Here is an 18,779-nt window from a genome sequence, read left to right as displayed (position 1 = left end):
TTTTTCTAATATCCCTTCTGTCCTTTCATTTCGGCTGCGCTTCCGGGATGCCAAGGGAATCGGAAAAAGACGGATACGTAGAAGTGGAAGTAGTAGCGTCCAACCGCGAAGAGGCGGAACGTGTTGCAAAATCGGAAATGATCGGAAAAATCCTGGGGGAATTCGTCCATACCTCTTCTCTTATCGTCGATTCCGGCTCCAAAGGATATTTCGCGGAATCCTCTCGAGAAGGACTCATCCGAAGTTTTTCCGTAATGTCGACAAAGGAATCTTCCGAGGGAATCCGCTTGAAGGCCTCCGGTTACGTGAGCAAAAACCTGCTGGGCGATGCGCTGGAAGAACAATATAGACTCATAGGAAAACCCCGAATACTCGTCCTTATTTCCGAAAAAATCGGTCCACAATTCTTTCCCGCCGGAAAAACGGGCATCGAAACCAAATTCATTTCCCGTTTTAGCGGATTCGATTTTTTGGACTCGGCTAAATCGATGCGTATTTCCTCGGAAAAGCTGGAAGCCAAAAATTCGGAACCCGGTTCGAAAGCCGCTTCCGACGTGTTAGAAGCGGCCGTAAAAGAGGATTGTGAACTGGTCCTACTCGGATATTTCGAATCGAGACTAGGAGAAAAAATCGTCGAGGGTTCCGAAATGAGGGGAACATTCGCAAGTTTGAATTACAAACTCATAGAAACCCGCACCGGACAAATCCTTGCAGCGGATACGATCCGAGGAGGACGACCCGCCATCGATTTGAACTTCGGATCCGAAAAGGCCAAGGATCAAATTTTATCCGAACTTTCCTCTTCGTTAAAGAATCGATTAGCAGACCGATGGAAACGCGGGTATACGATCCGCTTAACGATACGAGGCATGAACTACGATACTTATGCGGATCTAGATGTCGCCGCATCCATCCGCTCTATTCGAGGAATCAATTCGGTTACCGAACGGGGAAAAGACGATTCCGGAGATATTGTGCTGGATATCGAAGCTCTCTACAACGCCGGTCGTTTGTACGGATTTTTGCGCGAATACAAAGACACGCTAGGTTTTTCGTTTCAAAACAAGGAGATCAGTGGAAACTCCATTTTGATCCGAGCGGAACCGGTATCCTCCCAAAAAAAATAAAAGATTGAATCTCCATACCGTATGATCAAGTTTTTCGATTTTCTCTTCTTACCGCACAAAGGTTCTAAAAACAGGATTTTCTTTTGCTCGATTCCGTTGCTATCTTTCCTCTTCCTATCCGGAATCTCCGCGGGAGAAAATACTTTACCGAAAATTTATATTCACAAATTCAAAACGGAGCAAGGAGTTCCCGCTTCTTTCGAAATCCGTCTCAGAAACGGAATCATCAATTCGATTCTCCGAAATTTCGAAGGGAAATACAATATAGCCGACGATGATTCGATCGCTACTCTCTTAAGACAGGCGGAACTAAAGCAGAAGCAGAATTGCAGCGACGAGATCTGCATGACTCAGATAGCGGATGCGGTAGACGCGGACATTTTGGTCTCGGGAGAAATTTCGAATACTTCCAACGGATTCAAGGTTTATTTAAGGAGCCAAAATCGGGATCCCAAACTTCTTACATACATGATCAAAACGAATTTCGATTTCGAGTTCCGTGAGTTCCAGGTAGATTATTATGCGGGGGAAGCCGGGAGAAAATTGGTCGATCTGCATTACTCCATGAACATATCTTCCTTATCTTCCGTAAATCCGGATGCGGTAGACATCCCCTCTCTTAAAATCGAATCGGCGCAAGGCTCGAATATTAATGTATTGGATTTTAAGACTTCGGACGGCGGAGCCCAAGGATTTATAGAAGCGGCCGCCGCTGCCCTTGAAGCCGCAGAGCTTGCTTCCAAGAACAAGAATTACGAAAGATCCATCTCCATTTACGAAAATGTTTTGTCGACGATGGAAGATAGATTGTCGGAAAAATCCAAAACCGGCATCAAAGAGTACATGAGAGGGATCCGATCTAGAATCGCGAACGCATATCTCATCATTTATAAAAATAGACTGGAAGTTATCGACTCCCAATTCAAATCCGGGAACGCGATTCCCTCGGTTTCTCTCCGGAATTTCCTGGATAAATACCGCGAAATTCAAAACGAGTATCATTCCAAAACGAAACAAGAGTATCGAATCCGCGATCTGGAAAAGGCGATGGGAGAAAGGGTGGAAAAGTTCGACATCGCGGTTTTAAACGGCATCGAAAAGGAGGGAGACTCGTTTTATTCCAAGTTCGACTTTACGAACGCTACGCTTTCCTACAGATCCGTTCGAGCGGAGTTGACCGCCAAAAGACCGGATACCATCGCCTACCGGAACCTGAAATCCAGAATAGAAAAGAAAATCTCCGCATCGGAGACTACGGGTCGATCCTATCTCCAAAGCAAACTCGCAGGAATTTTTCAATCCTTGGAAAAAGATTACGTCTCCGAGGGGCTTGAAACGGAAGAAAAAGCCAAAAACAAACATTTCGATCGTATCAAGGACGGCTTACGCCAGGGCTTGGAAACTCTGGTTCGGTCGGATTTTTCAAGCGAAGATTTAGTAAGAAATTATAATATACTCAAGCATAAAGCAGATCTATACGCCGGCAGAAATTTATTCGACCAGAACAGGGCCGACGAACTCCTTCAGGAAGGCATCGATAGAAAATTCCAGAAGCAGATCGATACTTGCATCAAGCTGGGGGCAGATCCCAATTCCCGCGGAAGTTCCAGCAATTCTGCGGTAGAGAGATTGATCGAAAATAAACAGATATTGATCAGTCCCGACGCGGTAAAAATCGCGAGGAAGCAGATCCAATCCAATAATCAAGCGGATACGGATCTTTTTAACTCCGTCTTCCAGAGAAAACCGGACGATATTATCCGAAACGTTTTAAAAGGCGCAGATCCGAACGCGAAAGATATTTTAGATAATACCCCTTTGCACAAAGCGACAGGATACGGTTACCCGGATATATCGGCGCTTTTACTGATGCTTGGAGCGGATGTAAATTCCAAAAACAGCGACGGAGAAACTCCCTTACATAGATCCGTAGGGCAGGGTTCTCTGGAAGTTTCCAAACTCCTACTCAGTGTAGGTTCGGACGTGAATGCGATCAAAAACGACGGAGAAACTCCGATCTATCGTGCAGTTAACGCCCCTAAAATGGCGAAATTGCTTTTGGAAACCGGCGCCAACGTGAATCTAAAGAATTACGACGGTTGGACCCCTTTGCATAAAGTGGCCGAAAGCGGCAGTCCGGAAGTCGCAAAATTATTGCTGCAAGCGGGCGCTAATGTAAATGCAAAGGACAATAGCGGTTGGACTCCTTTGGATTGGGCCGTTCAAAAAAATAGATTCGAAAATCCGAATGTAGTGAAAATTCTCCGAAGCGCCGGAGGTCAGTGTCTGGTAAATTGCGTAGAATAAACACTGTCTAAACATAGCAAGCTCGCGCCTTCAAATTGCCTCAAAGGCTTCTCAAAAATTCCTCCTGCTCTCTGGATTCGATTGCTCTTTCCGATCTCGCCTCGCGGACCACGCGGATCGCCTCTTCGACACCGTATCCTTCCCGGCGGATCAGATACGCGGCAGCCACAGTTCCGGACCTCCCCAATCCACCGACGCAATGTATGAGAATGTTGCGCCCACGACCCAGTTCAGAGTCCATCAGATCCAATAAGGATTCGAGAGCTTTTCGATCCGCCGGAGCCCTTTGGTCCATAATCGGAAAAAATATCGGGTCAAACCCTTCTCGTTGATATTCCGCCTTGATATCGGGCACTCCATATTCCGAATATTCGTTTTCCGTTAATAACGAAACGATCCGGTTCATTCCTTCTTCGCGAACGGTTTTCAAATCCTGGATCAAATTGCGATCCCTATCCTTTCGTCCGGGAAGTAGGGTCAGTCCTATCGATCCTTTGCCCGATGATAATTTAATCTTATCTATCCTTAGCCTCTTGGATAAACGTACGGATTATTTCACCTTTTCCGCGCATAAACAGCCGGTATATAAGGCCCATATTTTTTGTTCGCGGGAAGATTCATCAAAGGAAAGCGTATGCATCGCGTATCTTAAGGTCGCTACATGTAATTGATAGGGATCACGGTCCAAACGGATCAATTTCGGATAAAAGGATCTTAGTTTCACTGCGGTTCGAAAAGCTCTCCTGATTTTAGCACTTTTGAATTTAATCTCTTCCTCTTTCGGAATCGAAATGCCTAAATCCTGCTGTGAAACCAAAAGATCCGTTAGAGAGAACGCCTCAGCAAGCTCCTCTCCCTCTATTTTCGTAAAAATATACAAAAGATCGTTTTCGAGTTTTATCAAATCTTTTAGGACATGACCTCTATGAGTGTGGAAGAAATCGATCAACCATACGTTCCTTTGCGGATCGATGATGATATTCCTTCCGTTCAAATCCCCGTGAACATAGGATTGATACCGAGGTGCCGAACCGTATTCCCGAAGATCGAGCAAATCTTTTTCGTAAAAATTACACACATTGAACGCTTCTTTTCCGAAAGGGAATCGAATCGTATCTTCTTCCAGCGTTTTCCCCATCAAATTCTCGGTACGCCTTCGGACTCCCGGAGAATATTTGCTCTGAAAATCGTAATATTTCAGTAGATCCAGTTTCTCGGGTTCAGCCGCATCATAAAGTCTTCCCAATTGCTTTTCGAAGATCGTATCCAAAATCGGAAATATTTCGTTTTCGTCCTCGGACGATTCGTATAGATCCTGAAAAACTTTGGTTTCTCCTTCCAACATGGCCGCGTATCTATATTTGATTCCGCCTCGTTCTCCGATTTCTGCGGAGTCGACGATTCTGGGCGCATTATTTCCCAGAACTTCCTCTATACGCTCGAACGAGGTTCTTTCCTTCGCAATCGGATCTCTGGGTCCGATCTTGATTACGGTCGGAACTTGGGAATGACCCAGACTATCTACGCTCTTTGCACGAAGGACGACGTTTCCTGAAAAACCGCCATCCAAACAACGAAAACGGACCGATCTACACCCGCGAAAGAGGAAGAACAGGATTCTATGATCCTCCTCCTGGATCGTAAATCCGTCTTCAAAGTCGAAAGAAACGGAGTCCTCCCTTAGGGAAATATGGTGTTGCGATTTGGACGATGTTCCGGTCAAGAATTCGGAAAACGCGCCCAAAGAAGGATAAATCTCGACGTCCAAAAGATTCTTCAACTGGTCCAAAGCGATAAAGTGCATGTGCCTGGAAGAACTCGCAGTCAAAGCGCTGCACAATCCGATGCGAAACTTCGGATATCTCGTTCGCAGTTCGTAAGCTAAATAGCTGATCTTCGCTTCCGTCCAAACACCCGTAAGACCTACGTTGATCTCTTCCGTCTCGTAAACTTTTAGAATCTCCTCCAAGTCCGTGCGATGAAAATCGTTCAAACCCGAAGCGTCCACCGTATGCGCAAAGCGTTTCCCGCTATTCGATAAATGTTGAAATACGAATTCGGAACCGTGCGTGCCGCGGATGCAATGATTTCCGAATTGAACGAGATGCTCTCTTTGGGAAAGATCTTCCGGATCGTGCCAATCCCTTATGTGAATGATGGTTAGGTCCTCTTCCGGTTTCGAATATGCCCAATCCATGAAAGAAACGATCGGACCTTCCTGCGGTTTTTCTCCCATGATACGGAGAGCTTCCCCGTATCCTACATGCAGCAAATTCGGAAGCGGATCGTATTTTTGGATCGGCTCGACGAAATCGTTCTGTAGACATTGAGTGATCAAAATTCCCTTTGCCATTTATTCCACTTCCGTAATCAATTCGGTGGTTTTTTGCGCCAATCGGATCTTCGCAGTAGCTCCGGAATTGAATTCCAAAAAATCAGTTTCCATGCCGTCCGAAAAAATGGTCCCGTTTTCGGGCATATGACTTTCCAATAAAATATGGTCTCCCTCTTTTACCATGCCCGCAACCAACTCCGCGCCGCTCCATTTGCTTTTGAAAGGTTCCCGCACCATGAACAATAACTTTCTTTCCTGCCAAGGAATCCTTTCGAGCGTCTTGATTTTTTTGTTTCCCGCAAAATAAGAAATGCCGGAGGCCATATTGAATAAGGAACTTACCCAACCGGTGCTTCCGGCGGGAGTGGAGACAATTAACCCGCTGGAGATTTGTCGTTCGGACTTTTTTCCGTGGGTCAATGTATACCTAGCGCTCGTATGCGATTTTGCCCCGATGAATAGATCGTTGAAAGCGTACAACTTTTGTCCGTCGGTAAGACCCGCTTCCGCCATGGAAATTTTTTGGGTACCGATTTTTCCGTTAAAAACGGATCGCATGATGTCCGATGCCCGATTCGGAAGAAAAGGGAGAAGAATTCCGTCAAATCGATCCGGATCCGGATTGAATGCCAGGATGGGTTGCCCGTTCAGATACTTTGCCGTATTTACGACCAACCCGTCCTGCCCAAGCGTCACCACCAGATCGTTCGGTCCGAATAGATAATTCGGGAGAAAGGACCGATCCATGATATGGAATTTTATTCCAGGCTCGATACTTCGGACCAAGAGTTCCCTTGCATATCTGTAATTATCGTCCTCGGACTCGTAGTCTTCAAAGGATTGCCCCCGCTTCGTAACGTAAAAGCTGGCTTGGGCTTTCGTATTGAAGCGTTTGATGCTCTCTTCTAAGCGGGTTTGACGGGTTATGATTACGACCCTATCGAAGGACAATTTTACTTTCCTTTTTCCTTATTAATCAGCAAGGACATAAGCTCCGGAGAAAGATTCAAATTTCCTATCTTTTCCGCGTTTTTAGCGAGATCCCGGACTGCACGAGAAATGATCTTAGAGGAATCCATACTTCCTAACGCCAATATCTCTACGATCTCAGGGGAAAGTTCCTTAAACGCGGCAAGCTCCTCCCGAGTCGCTTGTCCTCTTGCCTTGGAAAATTGGAGGAGGTTTTGGGTTTGGTATTCCACCAAATCCTTTTTCCTTTTTTCCTGATCGACTAAGGACGCCAGCTTTTGGGTTTCTATCTCCGCCTTTTTTCTTTCCACTACTTGTACGGAATCCATCTTCGCTTCTTCGACCAATTTCTGTTTTTCTTGGACGGCGATTTCCGCATTCATCTGAGTTTCACGGATCGTCCTATTTTTTTCCTCCACGGCAATCTGGGTCTGTAATTCGTTTTCCTTGATCTTTCTTTCCTGCTCGACCGCAAAATTCCTTCTTTGATAAACGGCATCGTCTGCGTTTTTTAGAAGGTTCTCGCGAGATGCGGCTTCGAGGGCTCTTGCGATTTCCGGAGTAGGGCTGATTTTTAGGATCGCGAAATCCAAAACCTCGATTCCTAATTCCTTTAACGCGGGATTTTGGCGCAAACGCTCCAGAACCGGTTCCGCTAGACTGCTCGCCGCCGTCAGTGCATCCGCTAGATTTAAGGAGCGGAACTTCTCACGGATCGCTACTTGGATCAGGTTCGTCATCCTCAAGTCCAGTTTTTCGATCCCATCCCCTAGATATTTTCCCTTAACATCCACTGTAAAATCCAGAAGCGAAGCGAGCTTTTGAGGATCGAGCACGCGATATGTTACCTGACCCTGAATATCCAACTCCTGAAAATCCAGAGTATTTTCCTTGAAAATGAATAATGCGTCTCTGGTATCTGCGGGAACGATCACCAAAGTCGAAGAGGGGGCGTAATAAAAAAAGTTCAGACCTGCGCCCTGCTTTCTGATTTTTCCGCTGCGGAAAAGCAAAACGTAATCGATTGGACGAGTTTTAATAAAGCGAATACCGAACATAAGACCTCGCAAGAAATTTCCGTACAATTTTGAAGATACGATTATTAAACTAATACCGCTAAAATGGGAAGGATTTTTTGTCTTGCTTTTCGGCTCTTTTAGAGAGAAACTTCGGGGTCGATGCCGATATCCAAAAAACAGGGTTCGACCGGAACGCACGATTCGACCGATCTCTCGCGAAACCGAAAAAGCATTTCCCTTTCCGTCACAACGGAATCAGGAGTTTCCCTATTTCGAAGGCTTCTAAAAATCGGCGAAGAGGAGGCTATTTTCGCCTTACGAGAAATCGACGAGGGAGCCCAAATCCAATCCGTCCGTTATTGGGTCATTTTAACCGCATCTTCGGGCATTGCCACGATCGGAATCCTTATAGGTAGCCCTCTGATCCTAGGTTGTGCGATGATTCTTTCGCCGCTTTTAAAACCCGTAATCGGAATTGGAGCCGGTTTTGCAGTCGGGGATGTTTATCTTTCCATAAAATCGTTATTGAATCTTTTCTTAAGTTCTATCCTTACGATCTTGGTCGCGATACTTTTAAGCAAAATGGCTCCGGTCAGGGAATTAAGTCCAGAAGTCTTGAGTCGGGTAAGTCCGGGAGGATTTTATCTTATTATTTCCGCATTTTGCGGTCCCCTAATAGTGATCTCCGGCTTCGGATCTGCAAAAGAACATTATAGAGTAGGGATCGGAACCGTATTAGGAGTTTCACTTCTACCTCCTTTGTGCATATTCGGCCTTGCAGTAGAACGATCCTTACGCTGGGATATTCAACAGGGACTGCTCCTGTCCTTTTTGGCGAATCTTTCCTTGATCGTAGTCACGAGTGCCGCCTGCTTTTATATAATATTCGAAAAATATGACATACCGAATCTGATTCACCTACTATCTTCTCATAGACAAAAGAATGAACACCTCTATCAGTTCGTTTCGGATTTCAGGATATGGCAAAAATTCGAATCCAGATTCTCATTAGAGAATAGGATCATGTTTCCGAGCTTATTGATTTTCCTATTTTCCGTCCCCATTTTCAGTTCATTTTTCCTATTGAAGCAAAAATCCAATATCCGCGAATTTATAGACTCAAAACTTTCCGTACTTGGAGAAATTCATTATATTCGAGGAAGCGAAACCTTGATCTTTACGGGGTCTACGGTTTCCGGAACATTGGTATTCTATTCCAATAAATCCCCCGATGGAGGACTTACAAAATCTCTGAACGAGGAACTTACCTCGGGATTTCCCGGAATCAGCTTTACGATCCAATTGGCACGGATCCAGAGAGAAACCGATTTGCATTCATCCAAATTGTCCGATTTTACGGAAGCGGACGTTCTGGAAAAACCGGACCCGACGGACTAGAAAGTTTTATCGGCCCCGAACGCGGTTTCGAATTTTTCCAGATCTTCCGTAAGAATTTTTCGGATCCAATCCGGAATCAGGACGGAGGTCTTAGTCTTATGCTCATAAGAAACCTGAACCGTTTTGGCTTTTGCAAAAAGCGTTTCCGTTCCTTGCTCGCGTAAAACCGAAGTGAAATGCCAGGATTTATTTCCGATATGGGATACACAAGTTACGATTTCGACATTGTGGTCCATTTCCACCGGTTTGAGCAGATCGATTTCGATCCGAGCGAGTAAAAAAGGAATATCATATATTTCTTTTACTCCGAATTTTCTCCGGCAATAATCGACTCTGCCGATTTCCAAATAAGACACGTACCTCGCGTTATTAACGTGAGCAAAAGGATCCATATCGTTCCAGCGAACTTGAATCGGAGTTACAAGCATGAAGCGGGTCCTAAAATTGTTTCAGGAATCTAAGATTTCCCGAATGCAAATACCGAATATCATGAATTCCGTATTTCATCATAACGAGCCTGTCGAGTCCTAATCCGAAGGCGAACCCGGTCCATTTTTCCGGATCTAGTCCGTTCAATCGGAAAACATTCGGATGAACGAGGCCGCAAGGCATGAGCTCTAGCCAGCCGGAATGTTTGCATACGGAACAACCGCTCCCGCCGCATACTTGACAATTGATGTCCAGCTCGAAAGCAGGTTCCACAAAAGGAAAAAAGCCCGGACGTAGACGGGTCTTAACTTCCCTCTCGAAGATTCTGGAGAGAAGCACTTCCATCGTATAAATCATATTACCGGCGGATATGTCCTTACCGACCACCATGCCTTCCACCTGGTAAAAACAGGTTTCGTGAGAAGCGTCGACTTCTTCGTATCGAAAGACCCTGCCTGGGGCGATGATTCGAAAAGGAGGTTTCAATTTACGTAATGCACGAACCTGAATGGCCGATGTGTGAGTACGAAGAAGTTTTCCGTCGTCCAAGTAAAACGTATCCTGCATATCCCGAGCAGGATGGTCTTCCGTAAAATTCAAGGCGCCGAAGTTGTTAAAATCGGTTTCGACTTCCGGACCGTCCCAGATTTCGAATCCCATAGAAGAGAAAATATCCTCTACTTCGTACTGTATATGGGAGATCGGATGTAACGTTCCCGGTTCCGGGGAACCTTGGGGGCGAAGGACGTCGAACCATTCCTTTTCCGCAAGATCGCGGAACAACTTCGATTTCAGATTTTCCCGAGTTTCCAAAACGAACTCTTCCAATTTTTTGGAGATCTCGTTCGCCTTTCCTCCGATGGTTTTTTTTTCCTCTATCGAAAGGGAAGCGAGGTTCTTTAAAACGGATGTAAGTTTTCCTTTTTTGCCTAGATATTCGTTTTTATTCCTATCCAGCTCGACTTCGTCGGCGGAGGACGAGATCAGTCCCTGCGCCTCGGCATAAATTTTATCTAATTCTTCCGATAGATTCATTTTCTAGATTCCGCGATTTCCTTGAGCGTCGGATAGATTCCTCCGAAAGCTCCGTTGGACATGGCTAAGATCAGAATTTTTTCCCCGACAAATTGGGGAAGGATTTTCCGCAATTTTACGATCAAGTCCTTAGGATCTCGGCAATAAAAAGGAAGGGTCCCCGAATGCTTGGGAAGTTTTAAAATCAGTTTCTTTACGTCCAAACGGTTCTCTTTCGTTACCTTTTTTAAATTAAAGATTTCCGTTATGAAAGTCACGGCGGAACCTTTAAAGGCATAGGAATATTCCTTTTGGAAAACGTTCCTATGCGAAGTGGCGCTGCGAGGCTCGAAAAGACTGATTAATTTGTGTTCGGGAAAAACCTTCCGCACGGATTTGATCGTTTCTTCGACTGCGACCGGATGGTGTGCAAAATCCTCGATTACGACGGTTCGAGAGGATTCGAAAAGTATTTCCTGTCTTCTTTTGACTCCTGGAAATTTTTCCAAGGCGTCCAAAAGAACCGTTCTCGAGGAAGAGACATTCTCCTTTTCGAGAATTTCTTCGCATACCCGCATCGCGACTTCCGCGTTTCTATAATTATGATCTCCGAAGAATCTGGTGCGCAACACTCTATGCCCCGACGTCAGATTGCCCTTCTTCCAGGAAAGGACGGAATCTTTCCGATTGAATTCGAAGGCTTCGGATCGGACGTATTTGGACGCCTCCTTGCAAAGTCTTCGTAAATTCGCGGCTCCCGACCAATAATACGCTTTTCCGTTTCCCGGAATCAAACGCAGCAACCGGGAGAACATAGTTTCGATTTCCCCTATGTCTTTAAAGATATCCGCATGATCGAAATCTAATGCGTTCAAGACCGCGTACGTCGGTTTGTAATGCAGGAATTTGGAGGCTTTGTCGAAAAATGCGGTATCGTATTCGTCTCCCTCGATAACGAAATATTTTCCCTCGGAAAATTCGAATCCCGGAAATCCGTCCTGGCGGATTCCCCCCACGAACAGACCCGGCTTTAGACCCGCTTCCTTTAAAAGGTGATGGATGAGAAAAGTAGTCGTGGTTTTTCCGTGAGTTCCCGCGACCACGACCACTTTCTTATCCGCTAAAACGTAACGTTCCAATGCGGAGGACATGGACTCGTACATGATCCCTGAGTTTAGGACCTCTTCCACTTCCGCGTTACCTCGGGAAATAGCGTTGCCTATTACCACCAAATCCTTGCCCTTCAATCTAGCCGGGTCGAAACCTTCTCCGTAAGGAATTCCCCAGTCCTTCAGCTTTTCCGACATGGGGGGATACACTCCGCTATCGGAACCGGATACTTCGTGACCCAGACTCCGCAACATCGAAGCGAGGTTTCCCATTGCGATCCCGCCGATTCCGATCAAATGTATTTTCAATTTAAGAGCGTCCTAAAGATATTATACGCGAAAGTGAAGATTAGAAACAGACTCAGCAGATAAACCGCCGATGTTAGGGAGAAGATCAAAAATTCCTTGGATTCGACTCCGCTGACCCGCCTCATTCCTACGAAACTTAAATAGTAAGAAAATAACAACGACACCACGATCAAACCGGCGTGCAAGGGAGAAGGAAGAATCCAAAATAAGGAAGAAGACGAAAAGGGAAGGAAGGCGATCGTCAGTATGTTCGCCGCCGGATAACTCTCCCCTTTGGTTCTATCGATTCTCCTGTAAAAGACTCGAAGAACGTCCAATTGGAAGACTACAAATAACACTAGCGGATAAACGAGAAACGAACCGACCAATCCGGAAAAAAAGGAGGAAGTGATTTCATCGTAGAATATCCACTCTATGATTATGCGGAACAGGTTTCCGACAAACTTCGAGATCGGAGCCAAAATCCACAGAGCAAGATGAAGACGGACTAACTCCTTACGTCCCAATAAAGGCTCCCGCAGATAAAGATCGAAAGCCTCCTCCGGAGCGCGAAACAGTTTTTCGAGCAGGGAAAGTTTGGCTTTATCCGTCTCGGACATGGATTCTGTCTGGGATATCGGGATCATCTTTTCTTAGGCGGCTTTGGAGCGACCCAAACGGAGGCTTTTTCCACCAAGCCGGCACTCTCTTTGATTTTCCGAAAGGATTCCTCTGTCACGTAAAAAGGAGGCTCTTTAAAACTTCCGTTCCAAATCCTGATCGTGGGAATAAAACGTTTCCCTTGGATTTCCGTAGGTTTGTGAAAACGAAACATAAGTTCGTCCCCACCGCTTAAAGAGACTTTCAACGTCGCCAAAGAAAATTGCGAACGGGTATCCTGGGGGGCAAGCAGGTTTCCCACCTTAAAACCCGCCCCATTTTCTTCATCCGGATACAATTCCGCTCTCAAAGCGATTACGGAACGATACAATTCTTCGCCGAGTCTCGGTTCCAATAATATGATTTGGCCGGAGATCCTTCTCCAATAATTCCGTTTGGCTCCGTTTTCCTGGTACGGATGGTTATCGATGCGAATCGGCTTTCCATCCTCCTCCAAGTAATAGATTTCTTGGACGAATTCCTTCCCGGGAAAAACGAGCTGTCTCTGGCGGAAATCCTCCGGACCCTTTTGGAATCTCTCGAAGATGAAATTGTAGGCGGTCAATAGAGTCGCCGACTTTCCCTCTTCCATTACGATACGAGTGGATCCGTTGAAATGTTTCTTTCCCAACCTTAAAGTCTTGGTCTTATTTCCCGAATATAGAACGATGCGAGGGGCTCCTTCTCCCAATTTCAAGGAAGCCGAAGGAGAAGTTCCCTCCGCCAAGGATTCGAAATCCTTAACTTTCAGCTGACCTAAATCGCGAAACGTATTTTCGGAATTGTATCCTCCCTCGTACTCGATCCATTCTCCGGTTTCCTCGTTCCGATTCGAAACCGAAAAAAATAGGCCCCCTTTTTTGATTCCGTCCTTTAAAAAAATGGAAAACGCATTGCCGTAAAAATTCTCACCCGATTCGGAAATCCATTCCTTACTAGGAGGAAAATATTCCAATCGATCTAAAGAGAGTTTCCAATAGGAAATCTCGCTCAGATCCTCCTTCTTTTCCTCCATCACGATAAAGACCGTAAAGAGGAGTACGACCAATCCGGCGAGAATATAAAGTTTAGTCTTCATCCTTTCTCCCGATCCTTCTCCTACGGATCACATAGATGGATCCGAGGCCGGCGATCAGGCCCGGGAAAACAAACATACCTAAGATCCAAACCGCTCTTTTTTGTCCGTCGGTGAGAGAAACCGATTGAACCTCCTCTTTTCTGGGAGGAATCGACGGCAGGCTCAGGCTTTGGTGCATCCAAGTGGCAGAAGCGCTAGCCAATTCATAATTCGCGGCAAAGGGAAGGTACTGGTCCGTCAACCAAGAGGTTCCCGAATAGATTACCACTCGGCCTCTCTCTTCCCCTTCCGCAGGATTCGGAACGGAAGGGATCGGTGGAGCACCGGGAACCATATCCGCAGGCGAGTTTCTTCCCTTTACGAAGGTTTGCAAAACCAACGCGACCGGAGCATTCTTCTTTTCCTCTCCCGGATCCTGCTTCCCGTTTTGGTTGGGATCCAAGTAGGCGTCTCCTCCGCTATCCAAAAGGGGGAAAGCGTCGAACTGTTTTTGATTGCCTTCGGAAGTCTTCGCTTCGAAATAACCCGCGTACGGAAATACCACGCCCAAGTCCTTTTTGGAAAGAGTCTCTTCTATCGGATGTTTTCGAAAGGCCTTCGTTACGATTACTCCGGGCTGAGAGGGAATTTGAGAAAAGCCGGTTTTTACGAATCGGTATCCCGCTTCTTCCAAGAGCCAATCGAAGGATTCTCCCCCTTTGGGTTCGACCGTAATCATAACTTTTCCGTTTTTCTTTTTCACGAAATCCAAAACGGCCACCCTAGCTTCGGGGCCGAAAGGCACGGTTGGTCCTGCGATCACTAAAATATCCGTGTCGTTGGGAACTTTCGGAGGCCAACCTTCCTTGAAACTGAGAGCGCTCACTTTGAAGTTCAAAAATGCCAAACCGGAAGTCAGGCGATTCAGTCTTTCGTTGGGAAGGTTCTGAAAAACCTGAGAGTATCTTTCCCCGTTGGATTCCGTAAAATAGACCTTTCTTTCTTTGGTCGTGACGTTAACGACGGCTTGGACGAACTTTCTCTCGAATTCCTCGAGGTCCGATTTGTCCTTCACGCTGATTTTTTGCTCGGGGGCTTTGTCGGTCGCGACGGCCCCTTTCTTTTTAAAACGAACCAGCACGGTTCCGTTAGAGACCTGACCGAATTCCGTAAGCTCGTCCAATTCCACATCCGCGTTGATAAAACGGACTTTATAGGAGGCATGAATCGACGCTAATTGCCCCAACAGGATTTCCAGATCGGGACGGATTCTACGCAAGGACAGCGAACTGGCTTTGTCGGAAGCAGGAGCATTTTCTAAGGGTCGAGGATAAAAAGCGACCACGTCCACTTCCCCTTCGGGAATTTGTTTCAGGAGTTTTTTGGCTTCCAGAGAAAACGAAAACTGCCCGTGGGAACTCAGATCGAAGTTATGGTTTCGGATCGTCGCGATATAGTTGGCCAGTACGACGATCAAAAGTAAAATCCCGGTTCCGAGTAGAAAATCGCGGATCATGCCTTGCTTGGAAGATTTCAAAGAGGATTGGGCGCTCAGAGATTCCCGTTCCCATTCTCTTAACATTCCTAAAAAGAAATTTCCCAAAACGAAGAGCACTAATATCACGAGGAGGAACTCCCGGACCGGAGAGATCCAAACCGGAGCCGCCCCCCCCTTTTGTAATGCCGACTCTTCTAGATAGATCCGTAGGAAATAAATACCGAGAGAGACGATGCCCAAAAAGGATGAGATCGTTAGGTTGCCGTCTTTCTCATCTTTTTTGGAAGGGAAATAACGGAGAATTCCGGCGGCGCCCAGAAGAGCGAGTACGAACAGAGTGAATCCTAATCTTGCTCCGAAGGAAGTTAAGCTGTCGTAAATCGGAAAGAAGAGTAAAAGTCCGAGAGTGGATCCCCAGGAAAGAACGCGGCGCAAAAGTTCGTTTTTCATCCTCTCCACCTCCTGGATTCCAGGACTTTTACGGTGAGATAAAGAAAGAAAACCGTTCCGCTCAAAAAGAAAATAACGCTATTCAAAGGTAAGACACCTTTCGAAAAACCGATAAAATGCGAAAAGATATGCAAGTGAAACAGCACCTTTCGAGTCACCGCGTCGAACAAGTAAGAAAAGAAACCGATCACCCAAAGAGTTAACAGAATCATAATAGAAATCAACATGGAGATCATCTGGTTCTTACCTAAACTGGAACCGAATAATCCCACGGAATACGTGAACAATCCGAGTAGAAAGACTCCGACCGTTCCGGAGGCTACGATGTACAGCGGAGCTTTCCAGAAAAAATACAGAAAAAGAGGGAAGAGACCGTCTACCAACACGGATACGATCAAACAAACCAAGGCGCCGAAGAGGAATTTTCCGGCGACGATCTCCAAATCGGTTACGGGTGAAGTGAATAATAACTCCAGCGTTCCCCGGTTCTTTTCCTCCGTAATGGAACCCATGGAGACGATCAACATTGCGATCAATATGGTGCTCATAAAGGATAGAAAAGTCACCACAGTAGTCTCGGCGTAATTCGTTCCGGAATTAAAGTTTAGGATCAGGACGAAAAGGGAATTCAAAAAAGCGGTACCGCCCAATACCAAAGGGGCCAGGTACGTTCCGAAAAACACCCTTACCTCTTTCCAGAAAATCCATTTGATATTACGAAACATCGGTTCTTTCCTTATACCTTGTTCATAAAGATTTGTTCCAAGGTCACGTCCTGCTTGCGTATGTATTCCGGCAGGATTCCCGAGGAGGATATGCCCGAAAAAAGTTCCTCTTTGAACTTTCTTTCGGAATTCGTATTCACCAAAAACGTGGTTCCATGCGACTCTTCCGCCACAAAGCGAACCGTAGCGCCGACTTTTTCCGCGATCCCGCTCAAATATTCCTCTACCCGAGCTTTGGGTTTTCCCGAAAGAGTCACTTCCAGACCGGAAAGATTTTCCATCTCCTTTTCCAATTCGGCCCGATCGCATTGATAAACGATGCGTCCGTTATGCAAAAAGAGGAATCGGTTGCAGGTTTTATAAACTTCGGGAAGAATATGACTCGATAGTAGAATCGTATGACTTTCCCGTAGGCTCTGGATTAGATTGCGGATTTCCACGATCTGCTTCGGATCCAATCCGGAAATCGGTTCATCCATAATGATGATTTCCGGATTTCCTAATATGGCCTGCGCGATTCCTACCCTTTTTCTAAATCCTAAAGATAAGGTTTCGATCACCTTGTTTTTTACGTCGGTCAAATCCGTAAGCGAGCATACTCTTCCCAATTCTGCCGGAATTTCGTTCTCTTCGATTTGTTTCAAACGAGATACAAAAGTCAGATATTCAAAAACGGTTAATTCCGGATAGAGCGGCGGAGTCTCCGGTAAATATCCTATTTTTCTTTTTACATCCAGAGGGTGTTCGAAGGTATTCACTCCGTCGAGTTCGCAAATCCCGTCGGTAGCGATCAGGTAGCCGGTCAAAATACGAATGGTCGTGGTTTTTCCGGCTCCATTAAGACCCAGGAGTCCGACAATTTCTCCCTCTTTCAGTTCGAAATTCAATCGGTCGATGGCCAGCTTCTTTCCGTAAAACTTGGAAAGGTTCCTTACTTTTATCATACTGCTTTCTTTTCCGGAAAAACCGGAGATCGGAGAAATTTCTTTATAGAAGGGTTTAGGAGAAGAATACCTCACACCCGTGAATACGGGTCAATCATTTTCCCATAAGAATGAGATCGGCGCGTAACAAGAAGCGTTCGTTCGGAAATCGGAACGATCGTTCTTCTTAAACATGAATCTCTAAGGAAAATGTGAGCAAAAAAGAATTGCGAATCCCGGGGTTCATGGAAAGCATCCTTTAAACGACTACTGTATAAGGCATTCCATGGCAATAGCAAACTTCCTGAACGAAGCCAAAGCACAAGGCAATAAACTGTTTCTTCAATTCGGCGGCCAAGGTTCCCCTTGGTTAAAAGAACTTTCGAAACTTTACGAATCGGATCCGTCCTTAAAGCAATTCTTCGACACAGCCTTTCGCACTCTAGCGGAAGAAATACCCGGCCTAGATAAAAAATACATTTCCCAAGGTTACGATTTCGAGGCCTGGCTCAAGAACCCGGATGCGGCTCCGGATGAAAGTTATCTTTGTAGTGCGACCGTCTCCATCGTAGGAATCTTTCTGACCCAAGTTGGAAATTACGTCTCTTTGACCCATAAGGGATTCCCGGCTTCAGAACTTTTGGCGAACGCAATCGGAACTTCCGGTCATAGCCAAGGAGTGATTCCCGCAGTTCTGATCGCTCTCGGCAAGGAAGGGGATGAGTTCTATAAGGAATTTTCAAAATTTCTAAAATTCGTTCTCTACTTGGGCTATAGAGCTCAGGAACAATACGGATTGTTCCAGCCCGGCGAGGATTTGCTCAAAGGGAACGAAGAGGTCGGTGATAAACAACCCGCTCCGATGGTTGCCGTCTTAGGATATTCGCAGGCAGATTTGAGCGACCGAGTCAAAGCCTTCAACAGCGAGACAGGTTCCACCGGACATGGCGCGCTTTATGTTTCCCTTTTTAATACTCCGGATTCCAATATTCTTTCCGGAGATCCTTACAAACTTCTCGCGTTCCGTAAGAAATACAAAGCCGAAATGGACGAGAAAAAAGTGAAGTTCGTATATCTCAGAACGACAGCGCCTTTCCATTGTCCCTTAATGGACGAAACGGAAAATACCGTTCCGAAAGATATGCAAAGGATCGGATTCAGCTACAAAGGCTCAGACCTAAAGATTCCAGTATTTTCCATTTTCGACGGAAGAAATTTCCAAAATGAATCGGACGTTTCCCTTCCGCTGTTCCGCGAGGTGCTGATCAAGGCTCTCCATTGGGATAAGGCGATCTCCGCTTTCGTTAAGACTCCGAAGGTCGTGGGTATCGATTTTGGACCGAGCGTGGTTTCCCAAAAATTGACCCAAGCGAATCTAGGAACCTCCGAAAACAAGATTTACAGCGCATCTAGTCCGAAAGATATCAAGGTACTTTTGGGCTAAAACGTAAAGGCTGCCGGGATTCACCCC

16 protein-coding genes are annotated in these 18,779 nt (G+C 45.9%); 4 read left to right on the top strand and 12 right to left on the bottom strand.

What is annotated here, in order from left to right; genetic code table 11:
- Nucleotides 1–83: 83 nt before the first annotated feature.
- Together EHO60_RS06215 and EHO60_RS06210 are read left to right on the top strand one after the other, a co-directional pair.
- Nucleotides 84–1,127, top strand: coding sequence for a hypothetical protein (locus tag EHO60_RS06215; RefSeq protein ID WP_246028158.1), 1,044 nt, complete (start codon nucleotides 84–86; stop codon nucleotides 1,125–1,127).
- A 21-nt stretch (nucleotides 1,128–1,148) separates the two neighbouring features.
- Nucleotides 1,149–3,434: an ankyrin repeat domain-containing protein gene (locus tag EHO60_RS06210; RefSeq protein WP_135767281.1), complete on the top strand. Its 2,286-nt coding sequence runs from the start codon at nucleotides 1,149–1,151 to the stop codon at nucleotides 3,432–3,434.
- A 40-nt stretch (nucleotides 3,435–3,474) separates the two neighbouring features.
- On the opposite strand, the gene EHO60_RS17195 is transcribed toward EHO60_RS06210, so the two are convergent.
- The 4 genes from EHO60_RS17195 to EHO60_RS06195 all read right to left on the bottom strand — a co-directional run bounded on the left by EHO60_RS17195 (nucleotide 3,475) and on the right by EHO60_RS06195 (nucleotide 7,796).
- Nucleotides 3,475–3,915, bottom strand: a complete 441-nt coding sequence (locus EHO60_RS17195; RefSeq protein WP_281283052.1) for a phosphatase domain-containing putative toxin — start codon at nucleotides 3,913–3,915, stop codon at nucleotides 3,475–3,477.
- Nucleotides 3,916–3,984: 69 nt separating this feature from the next.
- Nucleotides 3,985–5,787, bottom strand: coding sequence for an isochorismatase family protein (locus EHO60_RS06205; RefSeq protein WP_210409320.1), 1,803 nt, complete (start codon nucleotides 5,785–5,787; stop codon nucleotides 3,985–3,987).
- Entirely contained in the window at nucleotides 5,788–6,720 is a 933-nt protein-coding gene (locus EHO60_RS06200) for a diacylglycerol kinase catalytic domain-containing protein (RefSeq protein WP_135767280.1), read from the bottom strand.
- 2 nt (nucleotides 6,721–6,722) lie between these two features.
- A complete protein-coding gene (locus EHO60_RS06195; protein ID WP_246028156.1) occupies nucleotides 6,723–7,796 on the bottom strand; it encodes an SPFH domain-containing protein in 1,074 nt (357 codons plus the stop codon).
- A gap of 120 nt (nucleotides 7,797–7,916) precedes the next feature.
- Here EHO60_RS06195 and EHO60_RS06190 point away from each other — a divergent pair, with 120 nt between their 5' ends.
- Nucleotides 7,917–9,155 (top strand): DUF389 domain-containing protein, encoded by a 1,239-nt coding sequence (locus EHO60_RS06190; RefSeq protein WP_135767278.1) that lies wholly within the window; start codon nucleotides 7,917–7,919, stop codon nucleotides 9,153–9,155.
- Here the strand turns inward: EHO60_RS06190 and EHO60_RS06185 are convergent.
- The 8 genes from EHO60_RS06185 to EHO60_RS06150 are packed head-to-tail and all read right to left on the bottom strand — an operon-like array spanning nucleotide 9,152 to nucleotide 17,329.
- Nucleotides 9,152–9,583, bottom strand: coding sequence for an acyl-CoA thioesterase (locus EHO60_RS06185; protein ID WP_135767277.1), 432 nt, complete (start codon nucleotides 9,581–9,583; stop codon nucleotides 9,152–9,154). The two genes, EHO60_RS06190 and EHO60_RS06185, sit on opposite strands and share 4 nt — an antisense overlap.
- Nucleotides 9,584–9,593: 10 nt before the next feature.
- On the bottom strand, nucleotides 9,594–10,619 hold the full coding sequence (pheS, locus tag EHO60_RS06180; RefSeq protein ID WP_135767276.1) for a phenylalanine--tRNA ligase subunit alpha: 1,026 nt from the start codon (nucleotides 10,617–10,619) through the stop codon (nucleotides 9,594–9,596).
- Complete coding sequence (locus EHO60_RS06175; protein ID WP_135767275.1) at nucleotides 10,616–12,016, bottom strand: UDP-N-acetylmuramate--L-alanine ligase; 1,401 nt, start codon at nucleotides 12,014–12,016, stop codon at nucleotides 10,616–10,618. Before EHO60_RS06175 ends, pheS begins: the two co-directional genes overlap by 4 nt.
- Nucleotides 12,013–12,642 carry a hypothetical protein gene (locus tag EHO60_RS06170; RefSeq protein ID WP_135767274.1) on the bottom strand — a complete coding sequence of 210 codons (630 nt, stop codon included), beginning with the start codon at nucleotides 12,640–12,642 and terminating at the stop codon, nucleotides 12,013–12,015. The genes EHO60_RS06175 and EHO60_RS06170 overlap by 4 nt, the downstream gene beginning before the upstream one ends.
- Nucleotides 12,639–13,733, bottom strand: a complete 1,095-nt coding sequence (locus tag EHO60_RS06165) for a hypothetical protein (protein WP_135767273.1) — start codon at nucleotides 13,731–13,733, stop codon at nucleotides 12,639–12,641. The genes EHO60_RS06170 and EHO60_RS06165 overlap by 4 nt, the downstream gene beginning before the upstream one ends.
- Nucleotides 13,723–15,660, bottom strand: coding sequence for a motility-associated ABC transporter substrate-binding family protein (locus EHO60_RS06160; protein WP_135767272.1), 1,938 nt, complete (start codon nucleotides 15,658–15,660; stop codon nucleotides 13,723–13,725). The genes EHO60_RS06165 and EHO60_RS06160 overlap by 11 nt, the downstream gene beginning before the upstream one ends.
- Nucleotides 15,657–16,385 carry an ABC transporter permease gene (locus tag EHO60_RS06155; protein WP_135767271.1) on the bottom strand — a complete coding sequence of 243 codons (729 nt, stop codon included), beginning with the start codon at nucleotides 16,383–16,385 and terminating at the stop codon, nucleotides 15,657–15,659. Before EHO60_RS06155 ends, EHO60_RS06160 begins: the two co-directional genes overlap by 4 nt.
- An 11-nt stretch (nucleotides 16,386–16,396) precedes the next feature.
- Nucleotides 16,397–17,329 (bottom strand): ABC transporter ATP-binding protein, encoded by a 933-nt coding sequence (locus EHO60_RS06150; protein ID WP_135767270.1) that lies wholly within the window; start codon nucleotides 17,327–17,329, stop codon nucleotides 16,397–16,399.
- Between the two features lie 265 nt (nucleotides 17,330–17,594).
- Between EHO60_RS06150 and EHO60_RS06145 the strand changes: the two genes are divergently transcribed.
- Nucleotides 17,595–18,752, top strand: coding sequence for an ACP S-malonyltransferase (locus EHO60_RS06145; RefSeq protein ID WP_135767269.1), 1,158 nt, complete (start codon nucleotides 17,595–17,597; stop codon nucleotides 18,750–18,752).
- Nucleotides 18,753–18,779 lie beyond the last annotated feature (27 nt).

It is taken from the genome of Leptospira fletcheri (genome assembly GCF_004769195.1).
GTDB lineage: Bacteria > Spirochaetota > Leptospiria > Leptospirales > Leptospiraceae > Leptospira_B > Leptospira_B fletcheri.
Note: the sequence above shows the minus strand (reverse complement) of the source record. Positions and strands in the feature narration are given on the sequence as shown.